This window comes from Herbiconiux sp. A18JL235 (genome assembly GCF_040939305.1).
Classification (GTDB): Bacteria; Actinomycetota; Actinomycetes; order Actinomycetales; family Microbacteriaceae; genus Herbiconiux.
Genome location: NZ_CP162511.1, coordinates 3,334,691 through 3,360,340, shown reverse-complemented (window position 1 = coordinate 3,360,340; position 25,650 = coordinate 3,334,691). Strand labels below are relative to the sequence as shown.

The 25,650-nt window shown below is 67.2% G+C and carries 24 protein-coding genes; 9 read left to right on the top strand and 15 right to left on the bottom strand.

From position 1 onward, the window contains the following. Positions 1 to 25: 25 nt before the first annotated feature. Positions 26 to 325, bottom strand: coding sequence for a hypothetical protein (locus ABFY20_RS15700; RefSeq protein ID WP_368497177.1), 300 nt, complete (start codon positions 323 to 325; stop codon positions 26 to 28). Positions 326 to 794: 469 nt separating this feature from the next. On the opposite strand from ABFY20_RS15700, the gene ABFY20_RS15695 reads away from it, so the two are divergent. Further along, entirely contained in the window at positions 795 to 6,989 is a 6,195-nt protein-coding gene (locus tag ABFY20_RS15695; RefSeq protein ID WP_368497176.1) for a hypothetical protein, read from the top strand. After that, entirely contained in the window at positions 6,973 to 7,623 is a 651-nt protein-coding gene (locus ABFY20_RS15690; RefSeq protein WP_368497175.1) for a hypothetical protein, read from the top strand. The genes ABFY20_RS15695 and ABFY20_RS15690 overlap by 17 nt, the downstream gene beginning before the upstream one ends. A gap of 325 nt (positions 7,624 to 7,948) precedes the next feature. Here ABFY20_RS15690 and ABFY20_RS15685 read toward each other — a convergent pair whose 3' ends face one another. Continuing rightward, complete coding sequence (locus tag ABFY20_RS15685; RefSeq protein WP_368497174.1) at positions 7,949 to 8,224, bottom strand: helix-turn-helix domain-containing protein; 276 nt, start codon at positions 8,222 to 8,224, stop codon at positions 7,949 to 7,951. Positions 8,225 to 8,715: 491 nt separating this feature from the next. After that, positions 8,716 to 9,156, bottom strand: a complete 441-nt coding sequence (locus tag ABFY20_RS15680) for a DUF6069 family protein (RefSeq protein WP_368497173.1) — start codon at positions 9,154 to 9,156, stop codon at positions 8,716 to 8,718. A 97-nt stretch (positions 9,157 to 9,253) separates the two neighbouring features. Here ABFY20_RS15680 and ABFY20_RS15675 point away from each other — a divergent pair, with 97 nt between their 5' ends. The 5 genes from ABFY20_RS15675 to ABFY20_RS15655 all read left to right on the top strand — a co-directional run bounded on the left by ABFY20_RS15675 (position 9,254) and on the right by ABFY20_RS15655 (position 13,587). Continuing rightward, positions 9,254 to 9,838 carry a TetR/AcrR family transcriptional regulator gene (locus tag ABFY20_RS15675; RefSeq protein WP_368497172.1) on the top strand — a complete coding sequence of 195 codons (585 nt, stop codon included), beginning with the start codon at positions 9,254 to 9,256 and terminating at the stop codon, positions 9,836 to 9,838. Between the two features lie 133 nt (positions 9,839 to 9,971). Next, the gene (locus ABFY20_RS15670) at positions 9,972 to 11,336 is read left to right on the top strand and encodes an ABC transporter substrate-binding protein (protein WP_368497171.1); all 1,365 of its coding nucleotides are present in this window, start codon (positions 9,972 to 9,974) and stop codon (positions 11,334 to 11,336) included. Positions 11,337 to 11,346: 10 nt separating this feature from the next. Further along, positions 11,347 to 12,339, top strand: coding sequence for a carbohydrate ABC transporter permease (locus ABFY20_RS15665; RefSeq protein ID WP_368497170.1), 993 nt, complete (start codon positions 11,347 to 11,349; stop codon positions 12,337 to 12,339). Next, positions 12,326 to 13,246: a carbohydrate ABC transporter permease gene (locus tag ABFY20_RS15660; RefSeq protein ID WP_368497169.1), complete on the top strand. Its 921-nt coding sequence runs from the start codon at positions 12,326 to 12,328 to the stop codon at positions 13,244 to 13,246. The genes ABFY20_RS15665 and ABFY20_RS15660 overlap by 14 nt, the downstream gene beginning before the upstream one ends. Continuing rightward, positions 13,243 to 13,587 (top strand): L-rhamnose mutarotase, encoded by a 345-nt coding sequence (locus ABFY20_RS15655; protein WP_368497168.1) that lies wholly within the window; start codon positions 13,243 to 13,245, stop codon positions 13,585 to 13,587. Before ABFY20_RS15660 ends, ABFY20_RS15655 begins: the two co-directional genes overlap by 4 nt. A 59-nt stretch (positions 13,588 to 13,646) precedes the next feature. On the opposite strand, the gene ABFY20_RS15650 is transcribed toward ABFY20_RS15655, so the two are convergent. The 6 genes from ABFY20_RS15650 to ABFY20_RS15625 all read right to left on the bottom strand — a co-directional run bounded on the left by ABFY20_RS15650 (position 13,647) and on the right by ABFY20_RS15625 (position 19,323). Further along, positions 13,647 to 14,411 (bottom strand): FadR/GntR family transcriptional regulator, encoded by a 765-nt coding sequence (locus tag ABFY20_RS15650; RefSeq protein ID WP_368497167.1) that lies wholly within the window; start codon positions 14,409 to 14,411, stop codon positions 13,647 to 13,649. 9 nt (positions 14,412 to 14,420) lie between these two features. After that, positions 14,421 to 15,545 carry a mandelate racemase/muconate lactonizing enzyme family protein gene (locus ABFY20_RS15645; RefSeq protein WP_368497166.1) on the bottom strand — a complete coding sequence of 375 codons (1,125 nt, stop codon included), beginning with the start codon at positions 15,543 to 15,545 and terminating at the stop codon, positions 14,421 to 14,423. A 127-nt stretch (positions 15,546 to 15,672) separates the two neighbouring features. Then, on the bottom strand, positions 15,673 to 16,431 hold the full coding sequence (locus ABFY20_RS15640; RefSeq protein ID WP_368497165.1) for an SDR family oxidoreductase: 759 nt from the start codon (positions 16,429 to 16,431) through the stop codon (positions 15,673 to 15,675). Beyond that, entirely contained in the window at positions 16,428 to 17,450 is a 1,023-nt protein-coding gene (locus tag ABFY20_RS15635; RefSeq protein WP_368497164.1) for a zinc-binding dehydrogenase, read from the bottom strand. The genes ABFY20_RS15640 and ABFY20_RS15635 overlap by 4 nt, the downstream gene beginning before the upstream one ends. Continuing rightward, entirely contained in the window at positions 17,447 to 18,370 is a 924-nt protein-coding gene (locus tag ABFY20_RS15630; RefSeq protein ID WP_368497163.1) for an amidohydrolase, read from the bottom strand. Before ABFY20_RS15630 ends, ABFY20_RS15635 begins: the two co-directional genes overlap by 4 nt. After that, positions 18,367 to 19,323 carry an aldo/keto reductase gene (locus tag ABFY20_RS15625; RefSeq protein ID WP_368497162.1) on the bottom strand — a complete coding sequence of 319 codons (957 nt, stop codon included), beginning with the start codon at positions 19,321 to 19,323 and terminating at the stop codon, positions 18,367 to 18,369. The genes ABFY20_RS15630 and ABFY20_RS15625 overlap by 4 nt, the downstream gene beginning before the upstream one ends. A gap of 128 nt (positions 19,324 to 19,451) precedes the next feature. Here ABFY20_RS15625 and ABFY20_RS15620 point away from each other — a divergent pair, with 128 nt between their 5' ends. Next, complete coding sequence (locus tag ABFY20_RS15620) at positions 19,452 to 19,946, top strand: hypothetical protein (RefSeq protein ID WP_368497161.1); 495 nt, start codon at positions 19,452 to 19,454, stop codon at positions 19,944 to 19,946. A 32-nt stretch (positions 19,947 to 19,978) separates the two neighbouring features. Here ABFY20_RS15620 and ABFY20_RS15615 read toward each other — a convergent pair whose 3' ends face one another. After that, the gene (locus ABFY20_RS15615) at positions 19,979 to 20,257 is read right to left on the bottom strand and encodes a hypothetical protein (RefSeq protein WP_368497160.1); all 279 of its coding nucleotides are present in this window, start codon (positions 20,255 to 20,257) and stop codon (positions 19,979 to 19,981) included. 142 nt (positions 20,258 to 20,399) lie between these two features. Between ABFY20_RS15615 and ABFY20_RS15610 the strand changes: the two genes are divergently transcribed. Next, on the top strand, positions 20,400 to 21,344 hold the full coding sequence (locus ABFY20_RS15610; RefSeq protein ID WP_368497159.1) for a siderophore-interacting protein: 945 nt from the start codon (positions 20,400 to 20,402) through the stop codon (positions 21,342 to 21,344). 136 nt (positions 21,345 to 21,480) lie between these two features. Here ABFY20_RS15610 and ABFY20_RS15605 read toward each other — a convergent pair whose 3' ends face one another. From ABFY20_RS15605 to ABFY20_RS15585, 5 genes are read right to left on the bottom strand one after another with little or no spacing between them, the layout of a single operon-like run. Continuing rightward, positions 21,481 to 22,617, bottom strand: coding sequence for a zinc-binding dehydrogenase (locus ABFY20_RS15605; RefSeq protein ID WP_368497158.1), 1,137 nt, complete (start codon positions 22,615 to 22,617; stop codon positions 21,481 to 21,483). Next, entirely contained in the window at positions 22,617 to 23,054 is a 438-nt protein-coding gene (locus ABFY20_RS15600; RefSeq protein WP_368497157.1) for a type II 3-dehydroquinate dehydratase, read from the bottom strand. Before ABFY20_RS15600 ends, ABFY20_RS15605 begins: the two co-directional genes overlap by 1 nt. Then, positions 23,051 to 23,878: a hypothetical protein gene (locus tag ABFY20_RS15595; RefSeq protein ID WP_368497156.1), complete on the bottom strand. Its 828-nt coding sequence runs from the start codon at positions 23,876 to 23,878 to the stop codon at positions 23,051 to 23,053. The genes ABFY20_RS15600 and ABFY20_RS15595 overlap by 4 nt, the downstream gene beginning before the upstream one ends. Next, positions 23,875 to 24,816 carry a fumarylacetoacetate hydrolase family protein gene (locus ABFY20_RS15590; RefSeq protein WP_368497155.1) on the bottom strand — a complete coding sequence of 314 codons (942 nt, stop codon included), beginning with the start codon at positions 24,814 to 24,816 and terminating at the stop codon, positions 23,875 to 23,877. Before ABFY20_RS15590 ends, ABFY20_RS15595 begins: the two co-directional genes overlap by 4 nt. Next, positions 24,813 to 25,643, bottom strand: coding sequence for an ABC transporter ATP-binding protein (locus ABFY20_RS15585; RefSeq protein WP_368497154.1), 831 nt, complete (start codon positions 25,641 to 25,643; stop codon positions 24,813 to 24,815). The genes ABFY20_RS15590 and ABFY20_RS15585 overlap by 4 nt, the downstream gene beginning before the upstream one ends. Positions 25,644 to 25,650: the final 7 nt, after the last annotated feature.

The following is a 25,650-nucleotide window of genomic DNA, read 5'->3' as shown; positions in this document are numbered from 1 at the left end:
GCTACCTCACCAGCGGTGAAATGCCTTACGACGCGAGGCGCTCCTCGAGAAATGACAGAAGTGACTTCACGCCATCCGGCTGTAGGAGAAGCTTCATGACCTGCTTCCGAAGCCCGGACGAGCGCGTGACTGCCACGTATCCGGGTGCAACCTCTGCGAGAAGCGCTTGTCCGGAATCGAAGCCGTAGCGCGTGGCATAGGGGTAGAGCGCCTTCGCGAGCTCCTCAACATCGACATCCAGATTCTCGACCGCGGCGGACAGAACGCCGGCGAGGTGGTCGGAATCCAGCAACGACGCAGCGAGGTCGGCGGATGTGCGCACCACGGTGGTTACCGGAAGCCCGTCGACGGGGTAGTCAACAGTCGGGCACGATCAGTGCCAGACGCTCGAGACCTTATCGAAGGGCTGACCAGCGAGGGCGTTTAGCTCCGCGCCACGCAACTGATGCTCGGCACCGGTACGTCCAGGGATCGTCGCTAGCAATTGGTCAGGATTTAAAGGCCCGCCGCACTGGCGTTTATGCGTAGGTCTAGAGCTCGCGCCTGCACCGTGGACTAGCGGAGGCGATGCTCCTCGTTTACGTGCCCGGGATGCTCGATGCCATCGATCGCTTGGCGCGTGTCATCCAAGCGCGAGGGGCGGAGATGAGGGAAAATAAACGATACTGGACGCACAGTAGGTGACCCGGTCACCGGTAGGAGGTTCCCGCCAGGTGATGTCACCCAGTGCCGACGTGACAAGTCGTCACCAGATTTCAGCGCGGTGCTATCCGTCTCATCGGGAGCGTTGAAGAGTGGCTGCGGCGAAGGGCTCTTCCACTAAGCGAAGCGGTTCCAACGCATCGGAGCGGGTGCGCGCGTCGCGCGACGGTGACCGATTCCATTACACCTGGGGTGCAGCGCGCCTTCTACAGCTCTTGAGCCCCGCGTCCAACCTCCAGCAAGTGTTCGTGGAGGGAGCTGGCTCAGCCTCTTCGGAGGAAGAGCCAGACGGTTCCGAAGTCATAGACCTCACCGAGTATTACGGAACGCCAGATGGGAACTTCACGTCCCTGAAAGTGCGCCAGTTCAAGCATTCGACGCTGCGCTCTGACGAGAACCTCACCCTGGGCGAGGTCGGCAAGGTCCTCAGCAAGTTCGCTCTGCTCGACAATGCGTTACACACGCGTCATCCCCACGCCACCATTCGTTTCTCTATCGTGACGAACAAGCCGATCTCTCCGGAAGTGATCATTGCCGTGCGCCATCTGGCGACTGGTCAATCGCCCATAGAAGGATCGCCGGCCGCCAGGTTGAACGATGTTGCGAAACTCACCGTCGCTGCTGCGGTGTCTGTATGTTCGCGGCTCGACCTGCGAGGCAACGAGCCCGGAATCACAGCCCTCCGGCGTGGGCTGGATCGAGAGGTTGGCGGCCTCACTGCCGACGCTGACCTTCGCGTGTCGGCATCTCTCGTGGACCTCGTCGCTTCGCGAGCGAGCACTGAGTCGGATGGCCCAATCCTGAGGGCAGACGTCCTCACGGCGTTTGGGTGCCGAGAGGATGAGCTCACCCCGGCGCCGTGTCTGCTCGACGACGCGCCATTCATGAAGCGAGATGCCTACAGGGAACTCGCGGACCAGATTCTTGAAGCCACTGGAGCGATGGTTGTTACTGCCGAGGGCGGCGTAGGCAAGAGCACCTTCGCTCGGGCGCTGCCAGGCTTGGTAACTGATCGTGCCGACGTAATAATCTACGACTGCTTCGGGAATGGCAATTATCGGAATCCAGCTCAATCGAGACATCGTCACCGGGACGGGCTCGTTCAACTGGCGACCGAAATGGCCGGACTGGGATTATGCTTTCCGATTGTCCATGCTGGCAATCTCGCTCCCGAGGAGTACACCAAGGCTTTCGTGCGTCGTCTGAATCAGGCAAGCGAGATGCTCATGCAGAGCGGAAACCGGCAGTTGGTCATTGTGGTGGACGCGGCCGACAATGCTGTGATCGCAGCCGAGGACAACGCAGATTCCAGGCCATTTGTGCGCGACCTCCTCAGGCTACAAGCCAATATTCCGTCGAATGTTCGCATCGTGCTCACCTGTCGACCAGAACGTGTCGATCGCCTTGAGGCGCCCGTCGGCTTGGCTTCACTCGAGCTGCCAGCGTTTAGGCCCGAAGAGACGGCGCGGCTTGTTTCAAGCTTTCATCCGGCGGCGACCAATCTGGATGTTATAGAGATTCATGATCGAACCGCGGGTAATCCGCGAGTCGTTTCAACGGTGCTGTTTGAAACCGCATCAATTCATGACGCTCTTGGTCGGGTCGCGGGCCTAGTGAGCGCCGAAACAGCGCTCGACTCTCTCATGCAAGAGCAAGTTGCGAACGCATTCGGTAACGCCGGCAGAGCGCGAGCAGAACTCGAACGCGCGGCGCAACTCCTAACGCTCTTACGTCCGAGTGTTCCATTAGACGTATTAGCGGAACTCGCCGGCACGCAGGCCGCAAGCCTGCGCAGTTTCATATCAGACCTCGGCAGAGGCCTGATCTTGGATGGGCAAAGTGTCCAATTCCTCGACGAGCCAACCGAAACGTACTTCCGAAAGTGGCACCCAGCAAGACAGGAGGTCGCGACCCAGGCCGCGGCGCACTTGCGAGCGCTGAGCGGATCGTCTGCTTACGCCGCGTCATCCCTGCCGGAGGTCCTCTGGAGCGCAAATCTCCACGACGAACTCCTCGTCCTCGTCGCCACGGATGATGCCTTGCCAACAAAGAGCGACGTCGAGCGTACCCAAGTCGAGCACCTCCGGGTGGAGTTCGGTCTCCGTGCCGCTGTCCAGCTACGCCGTCCGGACTCGATCGTCCAGCTCGCCATGCGCGCCGGCGCCGGACGCGCGGGAAAGGGCCGCCAATTCGCGATCATCAGAGACAACCCTGACCTAGCCGGTTCACAGATGGATTCTCGAGTGCTCGGTGAACTAATCGCGTCGCGAGAACTGCCAGAGAGCTGGCCGGGTTCGACACTCGGCTCCGAAGCAGCATTGCTTGCCCACACCGCTGGAGGGGCGAGTACAGCCAGGAGCAGAGCGAGGCAAGCCGAGTCAGCCATCGCCGCCTGGGCACGCGCCCCGAGGGAACGCTATTCGCGAGACGAGAACGTCACTCCAGAACAAGTGGCACACATCGCATTAGCGGTCCTGCGAACGGATGGGCCAGATCGGGCCACCCGATACCTCTCAGGTTGGCGTCCAGCTCGCTTCGTCCTGGAATCGAGCGCAGCGCTTGCTCGGGTACTCATCTCATCAGCCAGCGATGAGGACGTCTTGGGCTTGATTGCTGCTTCCGTTCATCCAGCGGTACTCCTTGGCGTTCTTGGTGAGATGCAGCGCGTTGGCATGACCGTGGATGCGCATGACGTCGGCGAAGTATGGGCGAGACTGAAGCGAATCCGTTGTCGCCTTCTTGCCGAAGACTACGACCACCGGAATGCGGAAGACACCGCGCTCCGCGGCGCTTCATGGCTTTGTGCACTGGCTGTGCGTCACTCGATCGTCGACGCAACGGAAGCCGCAGAGCGACTTCGCGAATGCCTACCACCTTCGCTGCCCAATGGGCTTGGTGACAGACACGGTCCAGGTCGAACGGGCCTCCTTTTCGCAGTCGCGTTGCGCGTGGAGCTCGTGGGCGAGGCACTTGACGTCGATCATTACCGGCCGACTCGAGTTCCAGCGAAGCGCGGCGAGTACGATCCCGCGAAGTCCAATGACGAAGACCTCAATCGCCACCTGCGTCCCGCGCTCAGCTGGCTCAGCACCTGGGCAAAGTACGCTCGCGGCGACCTCGACCCGCAAGCCGCAGCAGCGCTAATCGAGAGCTACCCCAAACGCAACTCGCAAGATGAGCTTTGGTCGATGTCCAATCGAGTCGCTCGGCAGGTCCTGCCTTTACTCGGCGCGGCTTCCGAGGAAGAAGCAGTGACGGACGCTTGCAATCAAGTGATTCAGGCGATCACCGCTGATGCTCCGATCGCCGGTGCGCTCGACCTGATCCTGGGTTTGCGTGGCGACGCCCGTTTCGCGCAGGCGGTCCTCGATCTCTCCAACGCGGCGCGGCATGCTCTGAACACCACCGCCGAAGGGGCCGACAGCAAGGCCGACACGCTAGTGCGGATAGCTCGCGGACTTCACCACTTCAGCCAGGCAGAAGCTCGGAGCTACTTCGACCAAGCTGTCAAAGCTGCTACCGGACCGGGTGAAGACGCGCTGCAACGATGGGATGCAATAGTCGCCCTTACGCGGGCAGCTGCCGGCATCGATCCTCTGGATGCACTCGGCCTCGCCGAGCGCGTTGCTCACCTCGGTGAGGCCGTCGAGCCGATCGTGTATGACGGATTCAACCAACAACTGCTTGTCGCGGCACTCGCGCTGGTCTCCGGCACCAACGCTCTCCGAGTTCTTGGGCAATGGCGGGATCGTCGGTTCGGGACGCTCGACTGGCAGTTCGGAGCATTTGTTGAAGGGGATGACGCCCTGCTCATGGGTCGGCCGGACCTCACGATAGTTCTTGCACCCTTCTCGACCAACCTCGGTCTAAACGCCGCGCTCCGTGAGCTTGACGCGTCCGGGGCCCTCGACGCGAGAACCCTGCTCGCTGCAAGTAATCTCGCAAACCGACTTGGGCGCTCCCTTGATGCTGAGTTCGCGCAAACGCCACTTCCGGACCCCCCGCGTGCCAATTACCCCGACGATCTCCGGAGCACCACTTTCGACCTCACGCCAGACGAAGAGGCAGAACGCGCCGCCCGGCTGGAAGAATGCAAGATGCAGATCGCGGCACTCGACCTCACTCAGACAAGTGGTGTGGACGTGGCGGTTCGACTTCAGCAAGAGGCTCATTCATACGGTGAAAGCCTCTTCATCGCAGAGGTATTTGCGCGTCCCATGCTTCAGTGGGGCCCGATCCTGGACGCCGCATTGAGCTCCGACGCCCTCAACGATTACGAGCTGACCAAACTTTTGAACGAAGCCCTCGCGCGCCCCCGAACGGCTCAATCGTTCGTCGACTCGCTGAAAAGTGCGGTCAGCACCTATGTCGATCGACATGGCGCCCGTCTACTTCACCACAACTGGATGAGCTTTGACCTGCCTGCGGCGGCCGATCTCTTAGAGGTGCGCACGACCGACCTCCTTCAACGCGCTCTCGACCACCTGAGTCTTGAGGAAGCGTTGACCGACGCTGACCACTGTTACATGCTCGCAGCTGGAGCTTCAGCCGTTCTCGACCCTTCCACGGCTGCCCGTGTGCTGGGCGAGGCGCTCACCGCCTTGGAGGGGGAACTGGGACTTAGTCCCAGGACAGCCATCGACCATACGCCAGCGGACCTAATCGACATCGCTGTTGCCAACTTCCTCTGGGCTGCGCTGGGCGATCCGCGTTCAGCAGTTCGTTGGCAGGCTGCACACGCAGTGCGCACTGCCATTGAGCTCGGCGTCAGCGCCGTGATCGTTGCGCTCGGGTCGGCAGTAATACGGGGAGACGCAGCTGGGTACGCCGATGACCGGTTCCTCTTTTACGGAATGAGCGCGGCAGAGTGGTTCCTGGTCGCCGTAGAGCGAGTAGCACACGACGATCCGTCCGCCATCGACGCACTCTTGTCCGCAGTGATCGAAATAAGCGATCGCTATCCGGACCACGCTGTGATTCAGGGGCATTGCTCGTCAGTTGCGCGACTGGCCACCAGCTTGGCTGGCAGATCTGTGGGGACCGACTGGAGCACCGAGCTTGCGGAGCCCGTGATTCTAGAAGGCTGGCATCGCCCCACTCACCCCAATCCAATGATGAAAGGCGCGCCGCGAGGTGAGCACCGATTCGATTTCGACTTCGACGAGTTCGTCCTCGGAAAATTGACGAAAGCACTCGTCATCACGCACCAAGAAGTGCTCGATGCGGCCAGCGCTCTCATCCTCGATGAATGGGGATGGCGAGCCGACGGGGAACGTCTAGAAGACCCGAGACGGACCGTGGGTGTTTACAACGACGGCGAAACATATGGATATAAGTGGGAGGTCCCCAAAGCTGAGGACCTCAACTACTACCTAGAACGTCACGCAGCACTTACCCTCGCCGGAAGGCTGATGCGGACCACTTCGCCCTATCGCGAACCCGACGCGGAACGGCCCGACGTCCTAGAATGGCTCGCCGACTTCGACATCGCGCGCCACGACGGGCGATGGATTACAGATCAACGAAGCTTGGTTCCTGGTCCGTTGGCTACCGTCGGTCCACGAGGAGGAAGCGAAGTTCACAAATCCCAGTTCCTGGCCGCCCTCAAACCCGCGGACGGATGGGTAACGGTCTGGCAATCAGCGTCCGTCACTGAATACGATCGATCCCTAAGCATCCATATCGCGTCTGCTCTGGTCAACCCGGAGGCCGCCGGGGCGCTTGTGCGTGCCCTGCAAACTGCTGACGGATGCTGGAGTTTCCGAATCCCCTCATCGGACCTCGACGACGAAGACTTCCAGTTCGCCTCACCGCCCTTCCAGCTTCTGGGTTGGGTGTCAACGCCGTATTCTGAAGGCGGCATCGATCGATTGGACCCGCTCGCTACCAAACTCACGCCCGAGCTGCCTCGCCCGTCCGCCGACACTGTGGAAGCTCTCAGTTTCAGATCATGTAGCGGTGGCCTGCGCTGGGAGAGCGAGAACGGGGACACCGTCTTGGCATCTGAGACCTGGGCCGAGATTAGCGTTGGCCGTGAATCACACGGCCCATCAGGCAACCGGCTCCGGATCACGACCGAAGCGCTCGACCGGATGCTGGGACATTTCGATACCGCACTCATCGTGGAAGTACGAGTGAACCGCGAAGATCATCGCACTCACTACGCCGACATCTCAGACAACGACGATGAAGGGGGTGGCGCCGATCATGACAACGACTTCTGGGTCTTCTCCTACGAACCAGGAACAGGGTGGACCGACTTCAACAGACGTGCTGGAGCTCGGTAAGCTGCTGGCAGCTCAGCTGGAACAGACCGACACTCTCGGACGCTGGATGGCTCACTATCTTGCCGAGCGCATGGTCAGCCTTGAACAGGAGACTGGATCCGACAGAGACGCCGCCAAAGGTGAGGTAGCCGACCTTATCCTCCGCCTCTGGTCGCTTCGCCGTCAGTTGCCCGGGGACCGGTTGCCCCTCGCCGAAGTGGACGAAGTGGAGGCGGTACTCGAAAGGCTGACACCCGGACGAAGGCCGTGGGCATACTTCGGCGCATTCTCCGCTGATATCAAGCCAAGCCCGGAGGAGACCGAGACAAACGCCACGCTGAAAGCTGCACTGCTCGTCGATCGACTCGCTGGCGATCTCGTCCATGGGCTAATTGGCCGGGCGGCTGCACTCGCCGAGCAAGATGGAGCGGCCTGGATCAACCACGCGGAAAAGATCGGCGAAGGAGCGCTGCGGACACTCCGTCGCATTCGCCTCAACGACAATGGGAGTGGAGACGATGCCAAGAGTCCGGACTGGGACGGCGAAGCTGATGAGGTTATGAGGCGAGCGACAGCACTGTCATCGGCGGTGTTGACGCTCATCGCTGCATTTGAAGCAGAGAGATTCGAGCTTCCGGATAAGAGTCAGGGCTGATTCTTGGACATCGCTCGCTCCAACAACTTGCGGCTGACCATCCTCAGCTAGGAGGTAGTCCACTCGCGCGGCCAACACAATCGATCGGGCAATCTAGGCGGCATTCCGTGACCACATTTTGCCCACAACTGGTCTCAGAACAGCTTGATCCAAGGTCATCGATGTGATCCAAGAACCCGGAGATACGCGGAAGTTTCATGTTCGCACGGGTGTCGCGGCCCGCCTAACGAGTTCGAGTCCCCCCAGGGGTGACGAGATCGTGCAGTCTGCATCACAGCGACTTGGAGAACTGGGTTAGATCCGATCAGATGCCCGGTAGCTGAAATCACGCCCGCAGGTCGGGCCAGTTGTGGGGGAGGAGTTCGTCGAGGGTGACCTCGAGTACCTGGGCGAGGGCCATGATGTTGCGGAGGGAAGGGTTGGCGGGGGTGCCGGGCATGGATTCGCCGCGTTCGAACTTTTGGTAGGTGTAGCGGCTGAGGCCGGCGGCGTAGGCGACTGCCTCCTGGCTGAGGCCTCGGGCGTGGCGGTGGCGTTCGAGTGAGTGGCCGAGCTCTCGTGCGAAGTCAGGCCAGGATCCTTCGGGGGTGCGGCGGGGCATTCGATCAGCTTCGCCGTGATGGCATCTAGGAATGGCCTCGTGTATATGGCATGATGGTGCGACTGGTCGGCGCTGCGAGGTCATCCCAGCGTGTTTGTGGCGGAGGAGGGCGGAGCGATGCTCGAGATGGAGGTGCGGCGGGGTCGCGTGCGCCGATGTCGGCGGTGCGATCTTCGAGTCGCGAGCGTCGAGATGGTGAGTGGGTGGAACGCGTGCTCTGAGGACTGCGCCGAGGAGCTTTCGAGGCGCTTGCGCGACGCGGAGGGGTTTCATGCGGTGTGGCTCGCGGTGCAGTTCCGCCGGAGGTAGCCTGCGCGGCGATATCGGTAGGGTTAGCGGGTCGGTGCGCTGTTGATCGGGAACGCGCGTGGGCGTCGGTCAGTGCGATCGTGGCGGCTCCGCGGATCGGAGGGGGATCGCGTCGGAGCAAAGCGGTCGCCTGGTGTTGGCGAATGGGCGTGCACCTTCGGCGCTGAGGCGCGAGCGCGGCGTCAGCGCGTGGGTGTGGGCTGCAGGCGCATCGTGAGGATGTAGGCGGGGATAGCGCAGGCGACCACGACTAGATGCATGCACATTAGGGACACGACGGCGGCGGCGTTCGTGCCCGGGATGACGGGGGCTGCGAGGAGCAGGAGGTCGGGGACGAGCGTGAGCGCCGTGACGACGGGCACGAGGATGCGGAGCACGCGACGGGGGTGGCGCGCACGGGTCGTGACGAGGCGCCAGCCGATCCAGCCGACCGCGACGCCGATCACGGTGAAGATGGCCTGTGCCGGGAGGGAGAGCGGGCCGTAGCCGGCGGGAGCGCCGAGGGTGACGCCCACCCAGGCGATGGCGGCGTTCAGGGCCACCGCTACGAGCGCGGCTGCAGCGAGCAGCAGCGCTGTGCCCACCGCGGGGTGGAGTCGGGAATGCGTATCGGCGGTCGTCATCATGTCTCCGATCAAGGGTGGCAGTGGCAATTACGGGTCCAGCAAGAACCGTTATGCGGATACGGTACCGCTCGGAACCGTTAAGTACAATGGGCCCATGTCGACGGATGCTCTCACCGGCCCCGGGCGCCCCCGCGACCCCGAGGTGGAGCGCAGCATCCTCACCGCCACCCAAGACCTGCTGATCGAGCACGGCTACGGCGGCACCACCATCGCGGCCGTGGCGGCGCGAGCGCGCTGCGGGAAGTCGGCGATCTACCGCCGGTGGGACACCAAGGCCGCCCTGGTGGTGGCGGCGGTCGCCGCGACCCAGCAGAAGCGCGAGGTACCCGACACTGGAAACCTCCGAGACGACCTCCTCGCCGCTGCCTCGCACTTCGCCGACTCGGGCGACCGGGCCGCGCTCGTGTTGTCGCGCATCCTGAGCGAGATCGGGCGCGACCCCGAGCTCTACCAAGCGGCGCGCGAGAGCATCGGCGGCCCGCCGGTCGCCGTGCTCGTCGCCGTGATCGAGCGGTGGATCGAGCGGGGCGTCGTGCCGAGCGGCATCCCGGTCGAGCTCATAGCGGGGATCGTCCCGACGGCGGCCTTCGGCAGCGTGACGCTGCGCCAGCGGGCGTTGGAGATGCAGAGCATCCGCGAGCTCGTCGACTTCGTGCTCCTCCCTGCCCTGGCCCGATAAGCGGCAAAGAACGCAAGAAACCAGACGCGCACGCTGCCGTCGTTGCGATTACATGAGATGTATGATGTACTAGCACTCGCCGTCAGAACGACGGACCCTGTCGTCAAGGACGCCGACCAGAAAAGGACGCGCAATGGCATCACAGCATCGACGCTCTCGTCTCGCACTCCGCACCATCGCACTCGCAGCCGGCATGGCCGCGGTCGCCGCGCTCAGCGCCTGCTCTAGCGGATCGGGCGGCGGAGGCGGCTCCGACTACGGCTTCAACGCCGTCGAGCAAGACGCGAACGCACCCCTCACCGTGTGGGTCGACTCCTCCCGCGAGCCGATCGCCAAGGCGTTCCAGGCCGCGAACCCCGACCTCACCGTGAACATCGAGACCTACGACGGCTCGGCCGGCGGCAGCGACTCGTTCAAGACCAAGGTCGCTCTCTTCGACCAGTCGGGTTCGGGATGGCCCGACGTCGTGTTCTCGACGCAGCAGAACGACACCTCGTGGGCGAGCAAGTCGAACAACGGCGCCGAGCCGTTCGCCGCCGTGCTCAACCAGGGGCTCCTCTCCGACGACTTCCTCGACGGCTTCACCGACGGCGCCCTCACCCCGATGACCGTCGACGACAAGGTCTACGGCGTGCGCAACGACCTCGCCCCGGTCGTCTACTGGTACAACGACACCCTCATGAAGGAGTTCGGCTACGAGGTGCCGACCACCTGGGAGGAGTACGAGGCGCTCAGCGACAAGGTCGCTGCCGAGCATCCGGGATACATCCTCGGTTCGGTGGGCGACTCGTTCCAGGGCCCCTACATCTACTACTGGGGTGCTGAGGCCCCCGTCTTCCAGACCGAGGGCGACACCTTCACCAGCGACTTCTCCGACCCCAACTCCGAGAAGGTCACCGAGATGCTCGACCACATGGTCGAGAACGGCACCCTCGTGAACGACTCCGTCTTCGGGGCCGACTTCGTGACGAAGTACAGCGACAAGGTGCTCGGGATGCCCGGCCCGGCCTGGTACGCCGGCGCGCTCTTCCAGAACCCGGACAGCCTGAACGCCGCAGCCGGCACCATCGGCGCCGCGGCACCGCTGAGCTGGGAAGGTGAAGACAAGGTCACCGGCAACGTGGGTGGCGGCGTCTGGTACGGCTCGAGCCACTCCGCGAACCTCGAGGGTGTCGCGAAGTTCCTCGAGTTCGTCACGAGCTCCGACGACGCCGTGAAGCTCACCTCCGGTCTCCCCGCCTACGAGTCGGCCGCCGACACGTGGCTCACCGACCAGGCGAGCTCGGGCTTCTTCGTCGGCGACTTCAAGTCGGCGATCTCGACCGCGGCGTCGAGCGTGTGGGACGGTTGGGGCTTCCCCTCCTTCAGCCCCGAGACCGCGTACGCTTCGGTGGTCATCCCCGGCATCGCGGCGGGCAAGACCATGGCCGACCTGGCGCCCGACCTGCAGAAGGAATACCTCAACCAGGCCCAGGTGCAGGGCTACACCGTCAAGTAGATCCGATCCTGTGGATGCTGCGGCATCCACCGCGACGAAGGACACTCTCATCACTACAACCGTCACCGCTCCCGCCGCCGCCGCGGCCTCCTCGGAGGCCCGGCGGGGGCGGGAGCCCTCGTCTTCCCGCCGCCGCCGGCTGGATCGCTCGCAGAGCCGCATCGGCACGGTGTTCGTCTCCGGCTACGTGCTGCTGCTGCTCGCCTTCGGCGTGTTCCCCACCCTCTACGCCGTCTTCCTGTCGTTCACGAAAGACGGGTCGTTCGCCGGGTTCGACAACTTCATCAAGGTCTTCAACGACTACCGGTTCCTCCCGGCGGTGGCACACGTTGCCGTCTACCTCGTCTTCTACCTCGCCTCGCTGCTCATCTTCGTGGTGCTGCTCGCGCTCCTCGTGCACGGCCTCGGCCGCCGGTGGCTGTCGTCGAGCTACCGCTTCGTCTACTACATCCCCGGGGCGCTCGCCGGAGCATCCAGCGTCATGCTGTGGCTGTTCCTCCTCGACCCGAGCGTGAGCCCGGTCGCCTTCCTCCTCCGGGCGCTCGGCTTCGACACCTTCGTGCAGACGGTGTCGATCGACAACCTGCCGATCATCTTCACCGTCATCGCCTTCTGGACGGGCGCGGGCGGCTGGATCGTTATCATGTACGGCGCCCTCAACAACATCTCCGGCGACGTGCTGGAGGCCGCCCGCATCGACGGTGCGGGCCCGGTGAAGACCGCCCTTCACATCCAGATCCCCCTGATGCGCAAGTGGATCTCGTACATGGCGATCATGTCGCTCGCCGCCGGAACCCAGCTCTTCGTCGAGCCGCGCGTGCTGTCGCAGGCGTCGAAGGGTGTCGTGCCGCCCGACTACTCCATCAACCAGCTCGCCTACCTGTTCGCCTTCCGGCAGGGCGACTTCAACGGATCCGCCGCCATCTCACTCCTGCTGCTCCTCGTCGCCGGCGCCCTGTCGGCTGTGTTCGTCTTCCGAGGGGGACTCTTTGAACGCGACTGATCTCGCCACCGCCACCCGCCGACGTACCCGGGTAGCCGTGTCTCCCGCGCAATGGATCACGAGGGTGCTGGTCACCGTCGTGCTGCTGTTCTTCGTCGTCTTCTTCGCCGTCCCCATCCTGTGGCTCCTCCTGGCGCCCACGAAGACGGCGGGCCAGCTGCTCCTGGATGCGCCGTTCAGCTTCGGCGGCTTCGACACCCTGGCCTCGAACTGGAACGAGCTGATGCAGTTCCAGGGCGGCATCGTCTGGGTCTGGATCGGCAACTCGGTGCTCTACACCGGCGCGGCCCTCGTGGTGACGCTGCTGGTCACCATCCCGGCCGGCTACGCTCTCGCCCTCACCGACTTCAAGCTGCGCAAGACGCTGCTCGTCGTCACGCTGATCGTGATGCTCATTCCCAGCACCGCGCTCGTGCTGCCGATCTTCCTCGAGATGTCGGCGCTGAAGCTCGTCGGCAACCCGCTCGCCGTCATCCTCCCGTTCTCGTTCTTCCCGTTCGGGGTGTACCTCACCTACATCTACTTCTCGACGAGCGTCTCGAAAGACCTGCTCGACGCCGCCCGCATGGACGGCGCGGGGGAGTGGCGCGTGTTCGCCCGCATCGCCATGCCTCTGGCGACGCCGGTGATCGCCCTGGTCGGCTTCTTCAACCTGGTCGGCAACTGGAACAACTACTTCCTGCCGTTCGTCATGGCGCCCGGCCGCAAGTCGCCCATTCAGGTCGGCCTCGCCGAGCTGCTGTCGAACGTGCCGCTGTTCAACCCCACGAGCTCGGCCTCGGTGACGATCACCCTGCCGGTGCTCGCCCTGGCCACCGTGGTCTCCGTGGCACCCGTGCTGGTGATCTTCCTGTTCTCGCAGCGGTTCCTGGTGACCGGCATGACCGCGGGAGGCACGAAGGAATGACGGATGCGCAGACGCCCGTGAGGCGGTTCGGCATGGCCGCGCGGCTCGTGCCCGAGAAGAGAGCCGAGTACCTGAAGCTGCACGCGAACGTGTGGCCGCAGGTGGAGGCGACGATCACGGAGTGCGGCATCCGCAACTTCTCGATCTTCGTGCTCGACGACGTGATTCTCGGCTACTACGAGTACGTGGGCGACGATTACGAGGCCGATCAAGCGCGGATGGCCGAAGACCCGGAGACGCAGAAGTGGTGGTCGTACACCGCGCCGTGCCAGCTGCCGTTCCGTGAGGGCTCAGGTGCGCCGAACTGGGAGCAGTTCGCGGAAGTCTGGCACCAGGACTGAAGCGCGGGCGGCGCGCCCGCCTGCGACTCACGCCCGCGACTCACGCCGCCCGCGACTCCTCAGGGGTTGCGGGCGGTCGGCTGCCGGCGGCGCTGCCAGGCATCCATGATGTGGGCGCGCATCGCCGCCTCGGCCCCTGCCGCGTCGCCGGCCTCGATCGCCTCCAGCACCTTGCGGTGCTCCTCGAGGGTCTTGCGGAACGCGTCGAGCGACGGGTTCGCCGTGAACCGGGCCGACTCGCGTGCGCGCGAGAACAGCGAACGCGTGATGCTCTCGGCGAGGGCGATGCGGGACTGCTGCATCACCACGACGTGGAAGAGCATGTCGGCGTCGTTGTACTCGACCTCGTGGTCGATGGTCTCCTCCATGCGCTCGAAGGCGCTGCGGAGCTCGTCGAGCTCGTCGTCGGAGCGGCGTGCGGCGGTTGCTGCCGCCATCGCTCCCTCGAGCGAGCTCCTCACGACGGCGAGGTCGTCGAGCACGCCGAGCGAGGCGTCGTTCTCGAGCATGACCTGCAGCACCACCGGGTCGAGCACGTTCCACGACTCGCGCGTGCGCACCGTCGTTCCGCTGCCCTGGACGACCGCGACCAGGCCCTTCTCCTCGATGCGCTTCACCGACTCGCGCACGACCGTGCGGCTCACGCCGAAGTGGGAACTGAGCTCCGTCTCGATCGGCAGCATCGTTCCCTCGGGAATCTCGCCGGTGACGATCGCGGTGACCAGGTCGTGCACGACGGCGACGCCCAGTCGCGAGACCGGCGTGCGCGCGGCCGCACGATCGAAGACCCGCGACGAGCCGCCGGTCGCCCGAAGATCATTCATCTCAACATTCTAGATGCTGAGGGGTGCCGGCGTTGAGTCGGCCTCAGGCGCGTCTGCCGTGAGCATCAGGCCCGCGCGCACGGGGCGCACGTGCGGACCGGCGGCCTGCATCCAATCGCCCTGCTCGCGAGCGGACTCGATGGCCGCCTCGTCGATGCGCAGGCCGGCGCCGGGGGCGTCGCCCAGCACGATGCCTCCGTCGACGAACTCCTCGTCGACGACGACCCCGAAGGGTGCCGCGAGATCTTGCACCTCGGCCGTCAGGTGGTTGGGCACCGCGGCGGCGGCGTGGGTGACGGCGGGGTTGCTCGTCAAGCCCACGGGGCTGATCGGCAGGTCGCGCGCGTGCGCGGCGTAGGCCAGCCGCAGGAAATGGGTGATGCCCCACACGGCGCCCGACTGCACGATGTCGACACCGCCGAGGTCGAACAGGCTGCGGAACTGCTCGAGGCCGGTGAGGTTCTCGCCGGTGGCGACCGCCGCGTTCACGGCCCGCGAGAGGCGGGCGTGGCCGTGGGCGTCCCAGCGGCGCAGCGGCTCCTCGATCCAGGTGAGGTCGACCTCGGCCTCGACGGCGCTCACGAACCGCACCGCCTGCTTGAGGTTCCACGACTCGTTGGCGTCGAGCATGAGGGCGGGCCGTGCCGTGTTGCGGGTTAGGGCCCCCCGCACGATGTCGAGCCGGCGCAGGTCGGTTTCGACGTCGCGCCCGCCCTTGAGCTTGCCGCTCGTGAAGCCGCGCTCGGCCATCGACTCGTAGAAGGCCGCCAGCCGCTCGTCGCTCAGCGCGATGTCGAGTCCCGAGGCGTAGCCGGGCACGAAACGGTCGGTCGCTCCGAGCAGGCGCCAGAGCGGTTCGCCGACCAGCTTCGCCTTGATGTCCCAGAGCGCGGCGTCGAAGGTGGCCACGCCGCCGAAGGTGGCACCGTTGTGGCCGGCCTTGAAGACGTGGGCGAGCATCCGGTCGTAGAGCGCGGAGACGCCGCGGGGGTCTTGGCCCTCGAGGGCCGGGAAGATGCGCGCCAGGTCGTGGTCGGAGCCGAGGGCGACGCCCTCGACGCCCTCGTCGGTCTCGATGATGACGACCGGAACCTCGGTGATGCCGGATGCGATGAAGCCGTTGACATCGCCCACCGGTCGCCCCCAGTCACGGTGGGTGCGAACGGTTCGGTAGCCCGTGATTTTCATATCGTCCTTGACATCGGTGAAGCGGATTCAGGATAGAGCATACATCATATGAACGATGAACCACCAGCTCGAGTCAGCGACCGAGCCAGCCCCCGTCGACGGGCAGCACGATGCCGTCGACGTAGTCCGACGCGCGTGACGCGAGGAACACCGTCGCGCCGGCGAGATCGCCCGCCTCGCCCCAGCGGCCCGCCGGGATGCGCGCCAGGATCGCCTCCGAGCGCTCGGCGTCGGCGCGGAGGGCCTCGGTGTTGTCGGTGGCGATGTAGCCGGGGGCGATGGCGTTCACGTTGACGCCCTGCACCGACCATTCGTTCGACAGGGCCTTCGTGAGACCCGCAATTCCCGACTTCGCCGCCGTGTAACCCGGCACGTTGATGCCGCCCTGAAAGCTCAATAGTGAGGCGGTGAAGATGATCTTGCCCCGGCCCCGCGCCAGCATCTGCGGCACCATGGCCTGGGTGAGCGCGAACTGGCTGGTGAGGTTCACCTGCAGCACGCGATCCCACGAGGAGAGCGGATGCTCGGCGGCCGGGGCGCGCTCGATGACCCCCGCGTTGTTCACGAGGATGTCGACCCGGTGGCCCGCCAGGGTCTGGCCCAGCTCGGCGACGGCCTCGGGGTCGGCGAAGTCGCAGGCGATCCCCTCGAAACGGCGGCCGGCTGCCACCACCGCGCTCTCGATCTCGCTGCCCGAGGCGGGCTGCGAGGCGCTCACGCCCACGATGTCGGCGCCGGCCTCGGCGAGGGCGAGGGCCATGGCGAAGCCGATGCCGCGCCGGGCCCCGGTGACCACCGCCGTGGTTCCGGTGAGGTCGAACAGGCCGCTCATCGGGTGCCCGCCACGTCGACGAGGATCTTCATCGCCCGGCCCGACTCCAGGTCGGCGAAGGCCTCGGCGGTCTCCTCGAGCGGAACGACGCGGGTGATCAGCTGCTCGGCGGGGATGACCCCGTCGGCGATCAGCTGCACGGCCGTCTCGAAGTCGGCCCGCTGGTACACGCGGGCGCCCAGGATGCGCAGCTCGCGCCAGAAGACGCGCTGCAGGTCGATCGGGCGCGGCGTGGGGTGGATGGCGACGACCACGAGGGTGCCGCGCACCTTCGCCAGGTCGGTCGCTCCGAGCACTGCGGCGGCTGCGCCCGACACCTCGAAGACGACGTCGGCGCCGGCCCCGTCGGTCCACTCCTCGACGGCCTCGCGCTGGTCGCGCTCGCGCGGGTCGAGGGTGGAGAAGCCGAGCGCGGCGATCTGCGCGCGCCGCTTCTCGTCGAGCTCGATGACGAGCACCTCGGCGCCGGCGTGCCGGGCCACGGTCGCGATGAGCAGCCCGATCGGGCCGCCGCCGATGACGACGGCGCGGTCGCCCGGCTGCAGCTCGCTCCGGCGCACGTCGTGCACCGCGACGGCCACGGGTTCGATGAGCGCTGCGTGGTCGAGCGGGGTGCCGGTGGGGATGCGCACGAGGGTGCGCTCGGGCACGTTCCACAGCTGCTGCAGCGCGCCGGGGGAGTCGATGCCGATGAAGTCGAGGTTCTGGCAGATGTGCTCGTTGCCCGCTCGGCAGGCCGGGCAGGTGCCGTCCCAGTCGAGGGGCATGACCGTGACGACGTCGCCCACGGCCCAGTCGGTGACGCCCTCGCCGACCGCGGCGACGGTGCCGCTCATCTCGTGACCGAACACGAGCGGTGTCTGCACCCGCGCATCCATGTTGCCGTGGAAGATGTGCAGGTCGGTGCCGCAGAGGCCGGTGTAAGCCACAGCCACCTGCACCTCGCCCGGGGCGGGTGGGGTGGTGGGGAGGTCGACGCGGGTGAGTTCGCGGTTGCCGGTGTAGACGAGGCCGTTCATGCGGTCGTCCTTTCGCTGGTGGGGAGGTCGTCGGGGGTGTCGTCGGTGTCGTCGGGGGCGCCGCCGGCCGGTGCGGGTGCGAGGCCGTAGAAGGCGGTGGCGGATGCGGAGAGCACTGCTGCGCGCTCGGCGGGGCTCCAGCCGTCGAGGATCTCGAGGAGTGCCTCGTGCACACGCCGGTGGCCGCCGGCGAGCTCGGCGATGGGCCAGTCGCTGCCGTAGAGGAGGCGGTCGGCGCCGAAGATCGCGGCGGCGTCGTCGACGAAGGGGCGGATGTCGTCGACGTTCCAGGTGCGCATGTCGCCGACCGCGGGGTAGAGGCCCGAGAGCTTCGCGTGCACGAGCGGGTTCGCGGCGGCGGTGGCGAGGAGATGGCGCCAGGCGCTGCGCTCCTCGGGTGCACCGCCGATCGGCGGCTTACCGAGGTGATCGATGACAACGCGCAGGCCGGGGTGACGCTCGAGAAGGGCGGGGATCTCGGCCAGGGCGTCGGGCGATGCGGTCACGAAGTCGAGCGAGAGGCCCGCCTCTTCGAGCAGGGCCAGCGACGCATCCTGTCGGTCACCGGCCAGCCAGCCAGGCTCGCGGTCGTGGATGAGATTGCGGATGCCGACGATGATCGGGTCGGCGGCGACATCGGGGAGTGCGGCTTCGAGCGCGGCGGGGTCGTCGAGCGGCAGCCAGGCGACGATGCCGGCGACGCGGTCGGGATGGCGTGCAGCTTCGGCGCGCATCACCTCGGTGTCGGCGGCGTTGTCGGCTGCCTGCACGAGCACGACGCGGTCGACGCCGGCGCCCTCGAGCTCACCCGCGATGTCGTCGAGAAGAAGTGTGCGGTCGATCGGGTGCAGTGCGTCGGTGAGCCACGGGTAGGGCGCCCGGCTCGGGTCCCACACGTGCAGATGCGCGTCGATGATCACGCCGACTCCAGTTCTCGCCAGGCCTCGGCGGGGATGGGGGTGTCGTACCGGTCGAGCGTGCTCGTCACCTGCTCGGCCGTGCGCATGCCGATGACGACGGATGCGACGGCGTCGTGGCGGAGGGGGTACTGCACCGCGGCGTCGGGCAGGGTGACGCCGTGGCGCGAGCAGATCTCGGCGAGGTGACGGGCGCGTTCGATCACGCTCTCGGGGGCGGGCCCGTAGTCGTAGGTCGCGTCGTCGGGCACCTCGGCGCGGCTCAGCAGACCCGAGTTGTAGACGGCGGCGGAGACGATCGCGACGCCGCGATCGAAGGCCAGGGGGAGCAGCCGCTCCTCGGCCGAGCGGTCGAAGAGGGTGTGGCGGCCGGCGACCATGACGACGTCGACGTCGCACCGCTCGACGAAGCGGGCGAGCATCCCGACCTGGTTCATGCCGGCGCCGATCGCGCCGATGACCCCCTGGTCGCGCAGCTCGACGAGCGCGCCGACGCCCGTCGTCGAGGCCTCCTCCCAGTGCTCGTCGGGGTCGTGGAGGTAGACGATGTCGACGCGGTCCATGCCGAGTCGGTCGAGGCTCGCCTCGAGCGAGCGCAGCACGCCGTCGCGCGAGAAGTCCCAGGCGCGCCGGTAGGCGGCGGGCACGGCGAAGCCGTCGTCGTCGAGTTTCCCTGCGGCGGCACGCTCGGGGGTGGGGACGAGCAGGCGGCCGACCTTGGTCGAGATGACGAGTTCGTCGCGCGGGCGACCGCGTAACGCGGCGCCGAGCCGCCGCTCCGACAGCCCGAGGCCGTAGTGCGGTGCCGTGTCGAAGTAGCGGATTCCGCCCTCCCACGCCGTGTCGACCGCGGCTGCCGCCTCCTCGTCGCTGGTCTCCCGGTAGAGATTGCCGAGCTGTGCAGCCCCGAACCCCACCTCCGACACGACAAGCCCGCCCAGCACCCTCTGCAGCATGAAACCTCCTCGTTTGCCAATCATCATACATAATATGTGCTGCAAACCCGCCGTGGGAATCGGGCAGCAGATAGGTTGAAGTCGCGTCCCTCCCCGGGGAACGCGAGGTCATCACTGAGGAGCGCCGGATGTTCCGCTTTACCACGCGGCGCCTGCCGTTGGTCGTTCTGCTGGGTGTGCTTGCCGCGGTTCCTCTAGGCGTGGGGTGCGCGGTGGTCTTCGGGGTGATGGCGGCCGGTGTTCCCGGAGCGGCATGGCGTGGTGCACCCATCGCCGGTATGGCGGTCGTGATCGCCGCGGTCTTCGCCCTCATCACTGTGTTGACCCGGCCGGTGATGTTCACCGACCGCACCATGACCCGGGGTGGCGTCGTATTCCGCGCACTCCTCGTCCTCGGAACCGCGAGTGCCGTCGTATGGGTTCCGTTTGCCGCAATGAGTGTGGCGCTCGCCGACCTCGACCCGGGGGGCGTCGTGCGAGCGAGGCCAGGCGCCGACCTCGTCGTCACCATGCTCGGAGCGGGACTTCTGATCGCCGCGACCGGCGGACTGCTCGCGCTTGCCCTCCTGGTCGTGAAAGCGGTTCAGGTCCGGAGCCGGAGGGACGGTGTGCGGCGCGGCTGACGCGCCGCGCCGACGAGCCGCGCTGAGGCGCGTCAGGGCGGGCGCTGCTCGTAGGCGCCGAAGCGGTTGAGGGCTTCGGGCACGTGGGCGGTGGGGAGGGGGTAGCGGACGGCGCGGTCGGCGGCCTCGAGGGTGCGGAAGCGGCCGACCAGGAGGCGCTTGGCGGGGTCGATGTCGAAGGTGACGACGCGGTAGTGCTCGAGGGGAGTGCCGGGGTGGAGGCGGCGCACGAGGGCGGCGGGGTAGCGCGGGTTGTCGCGGATGAGAACCCACTCGTCTCGACCTATTCGTATGGGCCCGTCGCCGAGCATCCTGCCCCTCCCGTGAGAAGCACGCCGGCCCGCGCAAGACGATGGTAGGCACAGCCACCGACGACGGCCAAGACGGGATGGGGGCTCGGATGATAGGTTAGGTGAGCCTTGCCTAGCCTGGCAGCCCCGATCGAAAGGCATCATGTCCACCGACACCCAGATCCGCTCGCCGTACGTGCTCACGCTCGCCGAGGTGCGCGGGGTCGAACGGGCGTCGCCCGCGTACGTGCGGGTGACGTTCGGGGGAGTCGAGCTCGACGAGCTCGGCACGCTGGGGGAGGTGTTCGACGCGCGCATCAAGATCGTGTTCCCACCGGAGTCGGGAGCGCTGCCGCCCCTCGACCGCACGGTCGACGACTGGTGGGGCGCCTACCTCGCCGTGCCCGAAGGCGAGCGCGGAGCCATGCGCACCTACTCCATCCGCGAGCTGCGGGTGACGGATGCGGGCACCGAGCTGGTCGTCGACTTCGTGCTGCACCTCGCGCCCGGGCTGAGCGGGCCGGCGTCGCGGTGGGCGAACACGGCGACGACCGGTGACGAGGTGCTGATCGTGGGACCACGGCGCGGGCGCTCCGACCACGGGGGCACCGAGTGGGAGCCGCGCGAGGCCGGCAAGGTGCTGCTCGCGGGAGACGAGACGGCTGCGCCGGCCATCGCGCGCATCCTCGAAGACTCACCACGCGAGCTGCGCGGCATCGCGTTCATCGAGGTGCCGTCGGCGGCCGACGAACTGCCCATCGCCGCCCCCGCCGGCGTCGAGGTGCGATGGCTGGCGCGCGGCGAGGAGCCGCACGGCTCCCGCCTCATCCCGACCGTGCTCGACCACCTGGGCGACACGGATGCGGGCGAGATCGCCGTGACCGACATCGAGGGCGAAGACACGGTGTGGGAGACCCCCGACTACTCCGGGCTCGGCGAGGAGATCGCGCCCGCGCCGGCGCCCGCGAGCGACTGCTACTACTGGATCGCGGGGGAGAGCGGGGTCGTCACGACCCTGCGCCGCCACCTCGTGAAAGACCTGGGCGTCGACCGCGCGCAGGTCGCTTTCATGGGCTACTGGCGCCGCGGCGTCGCGATGCGCGGATGACACGGATGCGCGGCTGACACGGATGCGCGGCTGACACGGTTGCGCGGCTGACACCAGCGCCGAGCGCCGACCGCCCGAGCACGGCACACCGAGCGCCGACCGTCCGAGCGAGCGCCCCCGAGCCCCCCGAGCCTCCTCAGCCCCCCATCGTCACGATCGCCCGCCCCGAGATCTCCCCGCGGTCGAGCGCCGCGTACGCTTCTCCCGCCTGCTCGAGCGAGTACCGCCGGGTCACCGCGCGGTCGACGTCGTACCCGCCGGAGGCGGCCATCTCCACCACCTTCGGCAGGTCGCGCCGCGTGCGCGCCCCGAACGAGCCCATGATGACCTGCCCCCGTCGCACCAGCGGGGTGATCGGCACAGCCGCCGCCGCAGCCCCCGCGGCGATGCCGACCGCGACCATCCTTCCGCCCTCCCGCAGCAGCGACACCGCGAGTTCGAAGGTCTGCGGCCTGCCGAGCGCCTCGAACGCGACGCTCACGCCTTTGCCGCCGGTGACCTCGCGCACGCGCGCCACCACATCCTCCCGGGTCGAGTTGATGACCACGTCGGCGCCGAGCTCACGCGCCGCGGCGAGCTTGGTGTCATCGACGTCGATGGCGATGATGGGCGACGCCCCGAGGTGCCGGCCCACCTGGATGAGGCTCGACCCGACACCGCCCACCGCGACGATCGCCATCGATTCCCCGGCGACGATCTCCGACTTGGCCGCCGCGCCGTAGGCGGTGAACGCCGCGCAGCCGAGCACGGCCGCCTCCTCGAAGCTGAGGCCCGACGGCAGCGGCGCCAGCGCCGACACCGGCACGACCGCGTACTCGGCGAGCCCGCCCATCGAGTACATCGACAGCCGGCTCCCGTCGGCCCGGTGCAGCCGCGTCGTTCCGTCGAACAGGTTGCCCTTCAGGCGGTTCTCGCCGAAGAACGCCTCGCACATGTCGTCGCGGCCCGCCCGGCACATCTCGCACTCCGTGCACGGCATGATGAACGCCCCGACCACCCGCTGACCGGGCGCCAGCTCGGTCTCGCTGCCCGCCCCGATCTCGACGACGGTGCCGCTCACCTCGTGCCCCATGACGGCGGGCGGCGGGAACGCCACCTCAGCCTTCATGACGTGCAGGTCGGTGTGGCACACGCCGCAGGCGGCGACCCGGATGAGCGCCTCACCCCGCTGCGGCACCGGCACCGGTACCGTCTCGACGACGAGCTCGGGCGAACCGCCGTTCCAGATCGCCGCCCGCATCGAGCTCGGTACCCCGAGCCGGTCGCTCGCCATCACTTCGCCCCGATCTTCGACAGCAGCGCCTGCAGCGCGTGCCGGTAGCCGTACCACCCGGCCCCCGCGAAGTACACCGTCGCGATCTCGGCGAACACGTCGTGCCGACGCCACTCCTCACGCGCGTGCACGTTGGAGAGATGGATGATGGCCACCGGAACCCCGCATTCGTTCAGTGCGTCCCGCAGCGACAGACCGTAGTTCGTGAGCCCGGCGGGGTTGCAGACGACGCCGTCGATCTCGCCCTCGACCGACTGCAGCCAGTCGATCATCGCACCCTCGTGGTTCGACTGGAAGTGCACCAGCTCCACCCCGATCTCACCGGCGAGCACGTCGAGGTCGGCGACGATGTCGGGCAGCGTCACCGTGCCGTAGACCTCCGGTTTGCGCACGCCGAGGCGGTTGAGGTTGGGCCCCTGCAGCACGGCGATCTTCATGACATGTCCTTTCGAGACGGTGTGAGGGCGGCTGAGCGGATGCTCGCCACCAGGTCCGCAGGCCGCTCGGCCGCGAAGAAGTCGGAGGAGTAGGCGACCCCCGCCGCCCCGGCCCGCGCACCCTCGGCGGCGCGGCGCACGGCATCGGCGGCGGAGATCGGCGGGGTGGAGGCCAGCAGCACGGGCACGCCGGCCGAGCCGATCACCCGGTCGGCGTCGCCGTCGGCGGGCTGCTCGACCTTCACCGCGTCGGCCCCCAGCTCCTCCGCGGTGCGGATGCCCCACATCAGGTGCGCCGCATCCCGCTCGCGCCCCTCGGCGTTCGTGCCCCGGATGAGCGGTTCCAGGATGCACGCCAGCCCCACGTCGTGCGCGTCGCGAACCGCGCGGGCGGCGCGGTCGACGTAGTCGGCCTCCACCCGCGGGTCGCCGTGACCGAGGAGGCAGTAGTGGATGACGGCGTCTGCGCCGCTCGCCGCCGCCTCGGCCGCCGTCGACACGGTGACCCCCACGCCGTCGGCGACGGGGCTGAGCTGGGGCCCCCGCCACTGGTTGCACCAGTCGAGGCGCACCACGAGGGTCAGCTCGGGGCGGGCGGCCAGCGTCTCGGCGAAGGTCGGCAGCGCCGCCTGGGTGAGCAGGATGCCGTCGGCGTCGAGCTCGGCGAACCGCCGCAGCTCGTCGAGCCGGCGGGTGGCGCCCGGCGGGCCGACCTGAAGCCCGACGTCGGCGCACACGAACACCGAGAAGTCGACGTCACCCAGCAGGCGACGGCGCCGTCGCGCCGCCGGGAACGAGGTCGGGAACGGGCCGGGCACGCTCATGCCCGAGCGCCTTGCAACGCACCTGCGCCACTCGCCGGTCGCGCCGCGCGGCTCGCCACAGGGTTGCGCAGCACGCCGATTCCCTCGATGAACGCCTCGACCTCGTCGCCGTCGCGGAGGAACACCGGTGGGGTGCGGGTGAACCCGACACCGGCCGGGGTGCCGGTGGCGATCACGTCGCCGGGTTCGACCGGCCAGAACTGCGAGAGGTGGCTGATGAGCTCGGCGACGCCGAAGATCATCTCGTCGGTCGACGAGTCCTGCAGCGTCTCGCCGTTGACGCGCAGGCCGATCCGCAGCCCGCGCGCGTCGCCGAGCTCGTCGGCCGTCACGAGCGCGGGCCCCATCGGGCCGAAGGTCGGGAACGACTTCGCCGTCATCCACTGGCTGGTGCGTGCCTGCCAGTCGCGGGCGCTCACGTCGTTCATCACCGTGTACCCGGCCACCGCCCGCAACGCCTCCTGCGGCGACGCCTCGAAGACCCGCCGGCCGATGACGACGGCCAGCTCGGCCTCGTAGTCCACCTCGTCGGAGGAGCCCGGCAGCTCGACGGCCGTGCCGCTGCCGACCACCGAGGAGCGATGCTTCGCGAACACCACGGGCTGGGTGGGGATGGGTGCCCCGGTCTCGGTGGCGTGGTCACGGTAGTTGAGGCCGATGCAGATCACCGAGCGCGGATGCGGCACCGGTGCGAGCACCTCGAAGTCGGTGATCGGGCGCCACGACTCGGGTGACGCCTCGGCGTGCACCGCCTTCAGTCGCTCGCTCCAGAACTGCCAGTCGTCGAGCAGGTCGTTCATCGAGACCGGAACCGTCGAACCGGTGCCCGTGCCGTTGCCCGCCGCGATGACGGGGAGCACGAGCTCCGCGCCGTCGTCGCCGCTGGTCACCAGGGCCGCCGCGGCGAATCCGGTTCGATCGATCGAGATGAGTCTCATGATGCCCTCCTGGTCGTGGCATGGTCGGTGACGCCGAGCAGGCGCCGGATCTCGCGGCTCACCCGGTCGACCTCGGGATGCTCGTCGTCGTCGAGCAACCGGGGTCGCGGGCGGGTCATCTCGAACTCGGCGAGGATCTGCCCGGGCCGCTTCGACATCACGATCACGCGGTCGGAGAGCAGGGTCGCCTCCTGGATGGAGTGGGTGATGAACAGCACGGTGGGCCGCCGCTGCATCCACAGGTCTTGCAGGTCGTAGCACATCTGCTCCCGGGTGAGGGCGTCGAGGGCTCCGAACGGCTCGTCCATCATGATGAGCGGCGGGTCATGGAGGAGGGCGCGGCAGATGCCCACCCGCTGCTGCATGCCGCCCGAGAGCTCGTGCGGCCGACGGTTCTCGAAGCCGCTGAGTCCCACTTGGGCGAGCAGCGCCTTGGCCTTCTGCGTGGCCTGCTGCTTGGGCATCGAGCGCATCTCAGCCTGCAGCAGCACGTTCGACAGCACCGAACGCCAGTCCATCAGCAGCGGGTTCTGGAAGACGATGCCCAGGTCGCTGTGCGGCTTCGTGACGGGTACCCCGCCGATCGCGACCCCGCCGGCGCTCGGCCGGATGAGCCCGGCGACGGCCTTCAGGAGCGTCGACTTGCCGCATCCCGACGGCCCCACGACCGAGACGAACTCCCCGGCCTTGATGGAGAGGTCGATCGGGCCGAGGGCGTGAACGGGTCCGCCGCTCGTCTCGTACTCGATCTCGAGCGCGCCGACGTCGATGGGGGTGCCGGTTCCCGGAGTGGGAGGGGGTGAGTTCCTGGTGTCTACCGTGCTCATGGTGTCG

What these genes read in the sequence shown, in the direction of transcription:
- ABFY20_RS15685 (WP_368497174.1), bottom strand. Translation starts at nt 8,224, where the DNA reads ATGCCCCGCCGCACCCCCGAAGGATCCTGGCCTGACTTCGCACGAGAG.
- ABFY20_RS15680 (WP_368497173.1), bottom strand. Translation starts at nt 9,156, where the DNA reads ATGACGACCGCCGATACGCATTCCCGACTCCACCCCGCGGTGGGCACA.
- ABFY20_RS15675 (WP_368497172.1), top strand. Translation starts at nt 9,254, where the DNA reads ATGTCGACGGATGCTCTCACCGGCCCCGGGCGCCCCCGCGACCCCGAG.
- ABFY20_RS15670 (WP_368497171.1), top strand. Translation starts at nt 9,972, where the DNA reads ATGGCATCACAGCATCGACGCTCTCGTCTCGCACTCCGCACCATCGCA.
- ABFY20_RS15655 (WP_368497168.1), top strand. Translation starts at nt 13,243, where the DNA reads ATGACGGATGCGCAGACGCCCGTGAGGCGGTTCGGCATGGCCGCGCGG.
- ABFY20_RS15650 (WP_368497167.1), bottom strand. Translation starts at nt 14,411, where the DNA reads ATGAATGATCTTCGGGCGACCGGCGGCTCGTCGCGGGTCTTCGATCGT.
- ABFY20_RS15640 (WP_368497165.1), bottom strand. Translation starts at nt 16,431, where the DNA reads ATGAGCGGCCTGTTCGACCTCACCGGAACCACGGCGGTGGTCACCGGG.
- ABFY20_RS15635 (WP_368497164.1), bottom strand. Translation starts at nt 17,450, where the DNA reads ATGAACGGCCTCGTCTACACCGGCAACCGCGAACTCACCCGCGTCGAC.
- ABFY20_RS15625 (WP_368497162.1), bottom strand. Translation starts at nt 19,323, where the DNA reads ATGCTGCAGAGGGTGCTGGGCGGGCTTGTCGTGTCGGAGGTGGGGTTC.
- ABFY20_RS15620 (WP_368497161.1), top strand. Translation starts at nt 19,452, where the DNA reads ATGTTCCGCTTTACCACGCGGCGCCTGCCGTTGGTCGTTCTGCTGGGT.
- ABFY20_RS15615 (WP_368497160.1), bottom strand. Translation starts at nt 20,257, where the DNA reads ATGCTCGGCGACGGGCCCATACGAATAGGTCGAGACGAGTGGGTTCTC.
- ABFY20_RS15610 (WP_368497159.1), top strand. Translation starts at nt 20,400, where the DNA reads ATGTCCACCGACACCCAGATCCGCTCGCCGTACGTGCTCACGCTCGCC.
- ABFY20_RS15605 (WP_368497158.1), bottom strand. Translation starts at nt 22,617, where the DNA reads ATGGCGAGCGACCGGCTCGGGGTACCGAGCTCGATGCGGGCGGCGATC.
- ABFY20_RS15600 (WP_368497157.1), bottom strand. Translation starts at nt 23,054, where the DNA reads ATGAAGATCGCCGTGCTGCAGGGGCCCAACCTCAACCGCCTCGGCGTG.
- ABFY20_RS15595 (WP_368497156.1), bottom strand. Translation starts at nt 23,878, where the DNA reads ATGAGCGTGCCCGGCCCGTTCCCGACCTCGTTCCCGGCGGCGCGACGG.
- ABFY20_RS15590 (WP_368497155.1), bottom strand. Translation starts at nt 24,816, where the DNA reads ATGAGACTCATCTCGATCGATCGAACCGGATTCGCCGCGGCGGCCCTG.
- ABFY20_RS15585 (WP_368497154.1), bottom strand. Translation starts at nt 25,643, where the DNA reads ATGAGCACGGTAGACACCAGGAACTCACCCCCTCCCACTCCGGGAACC.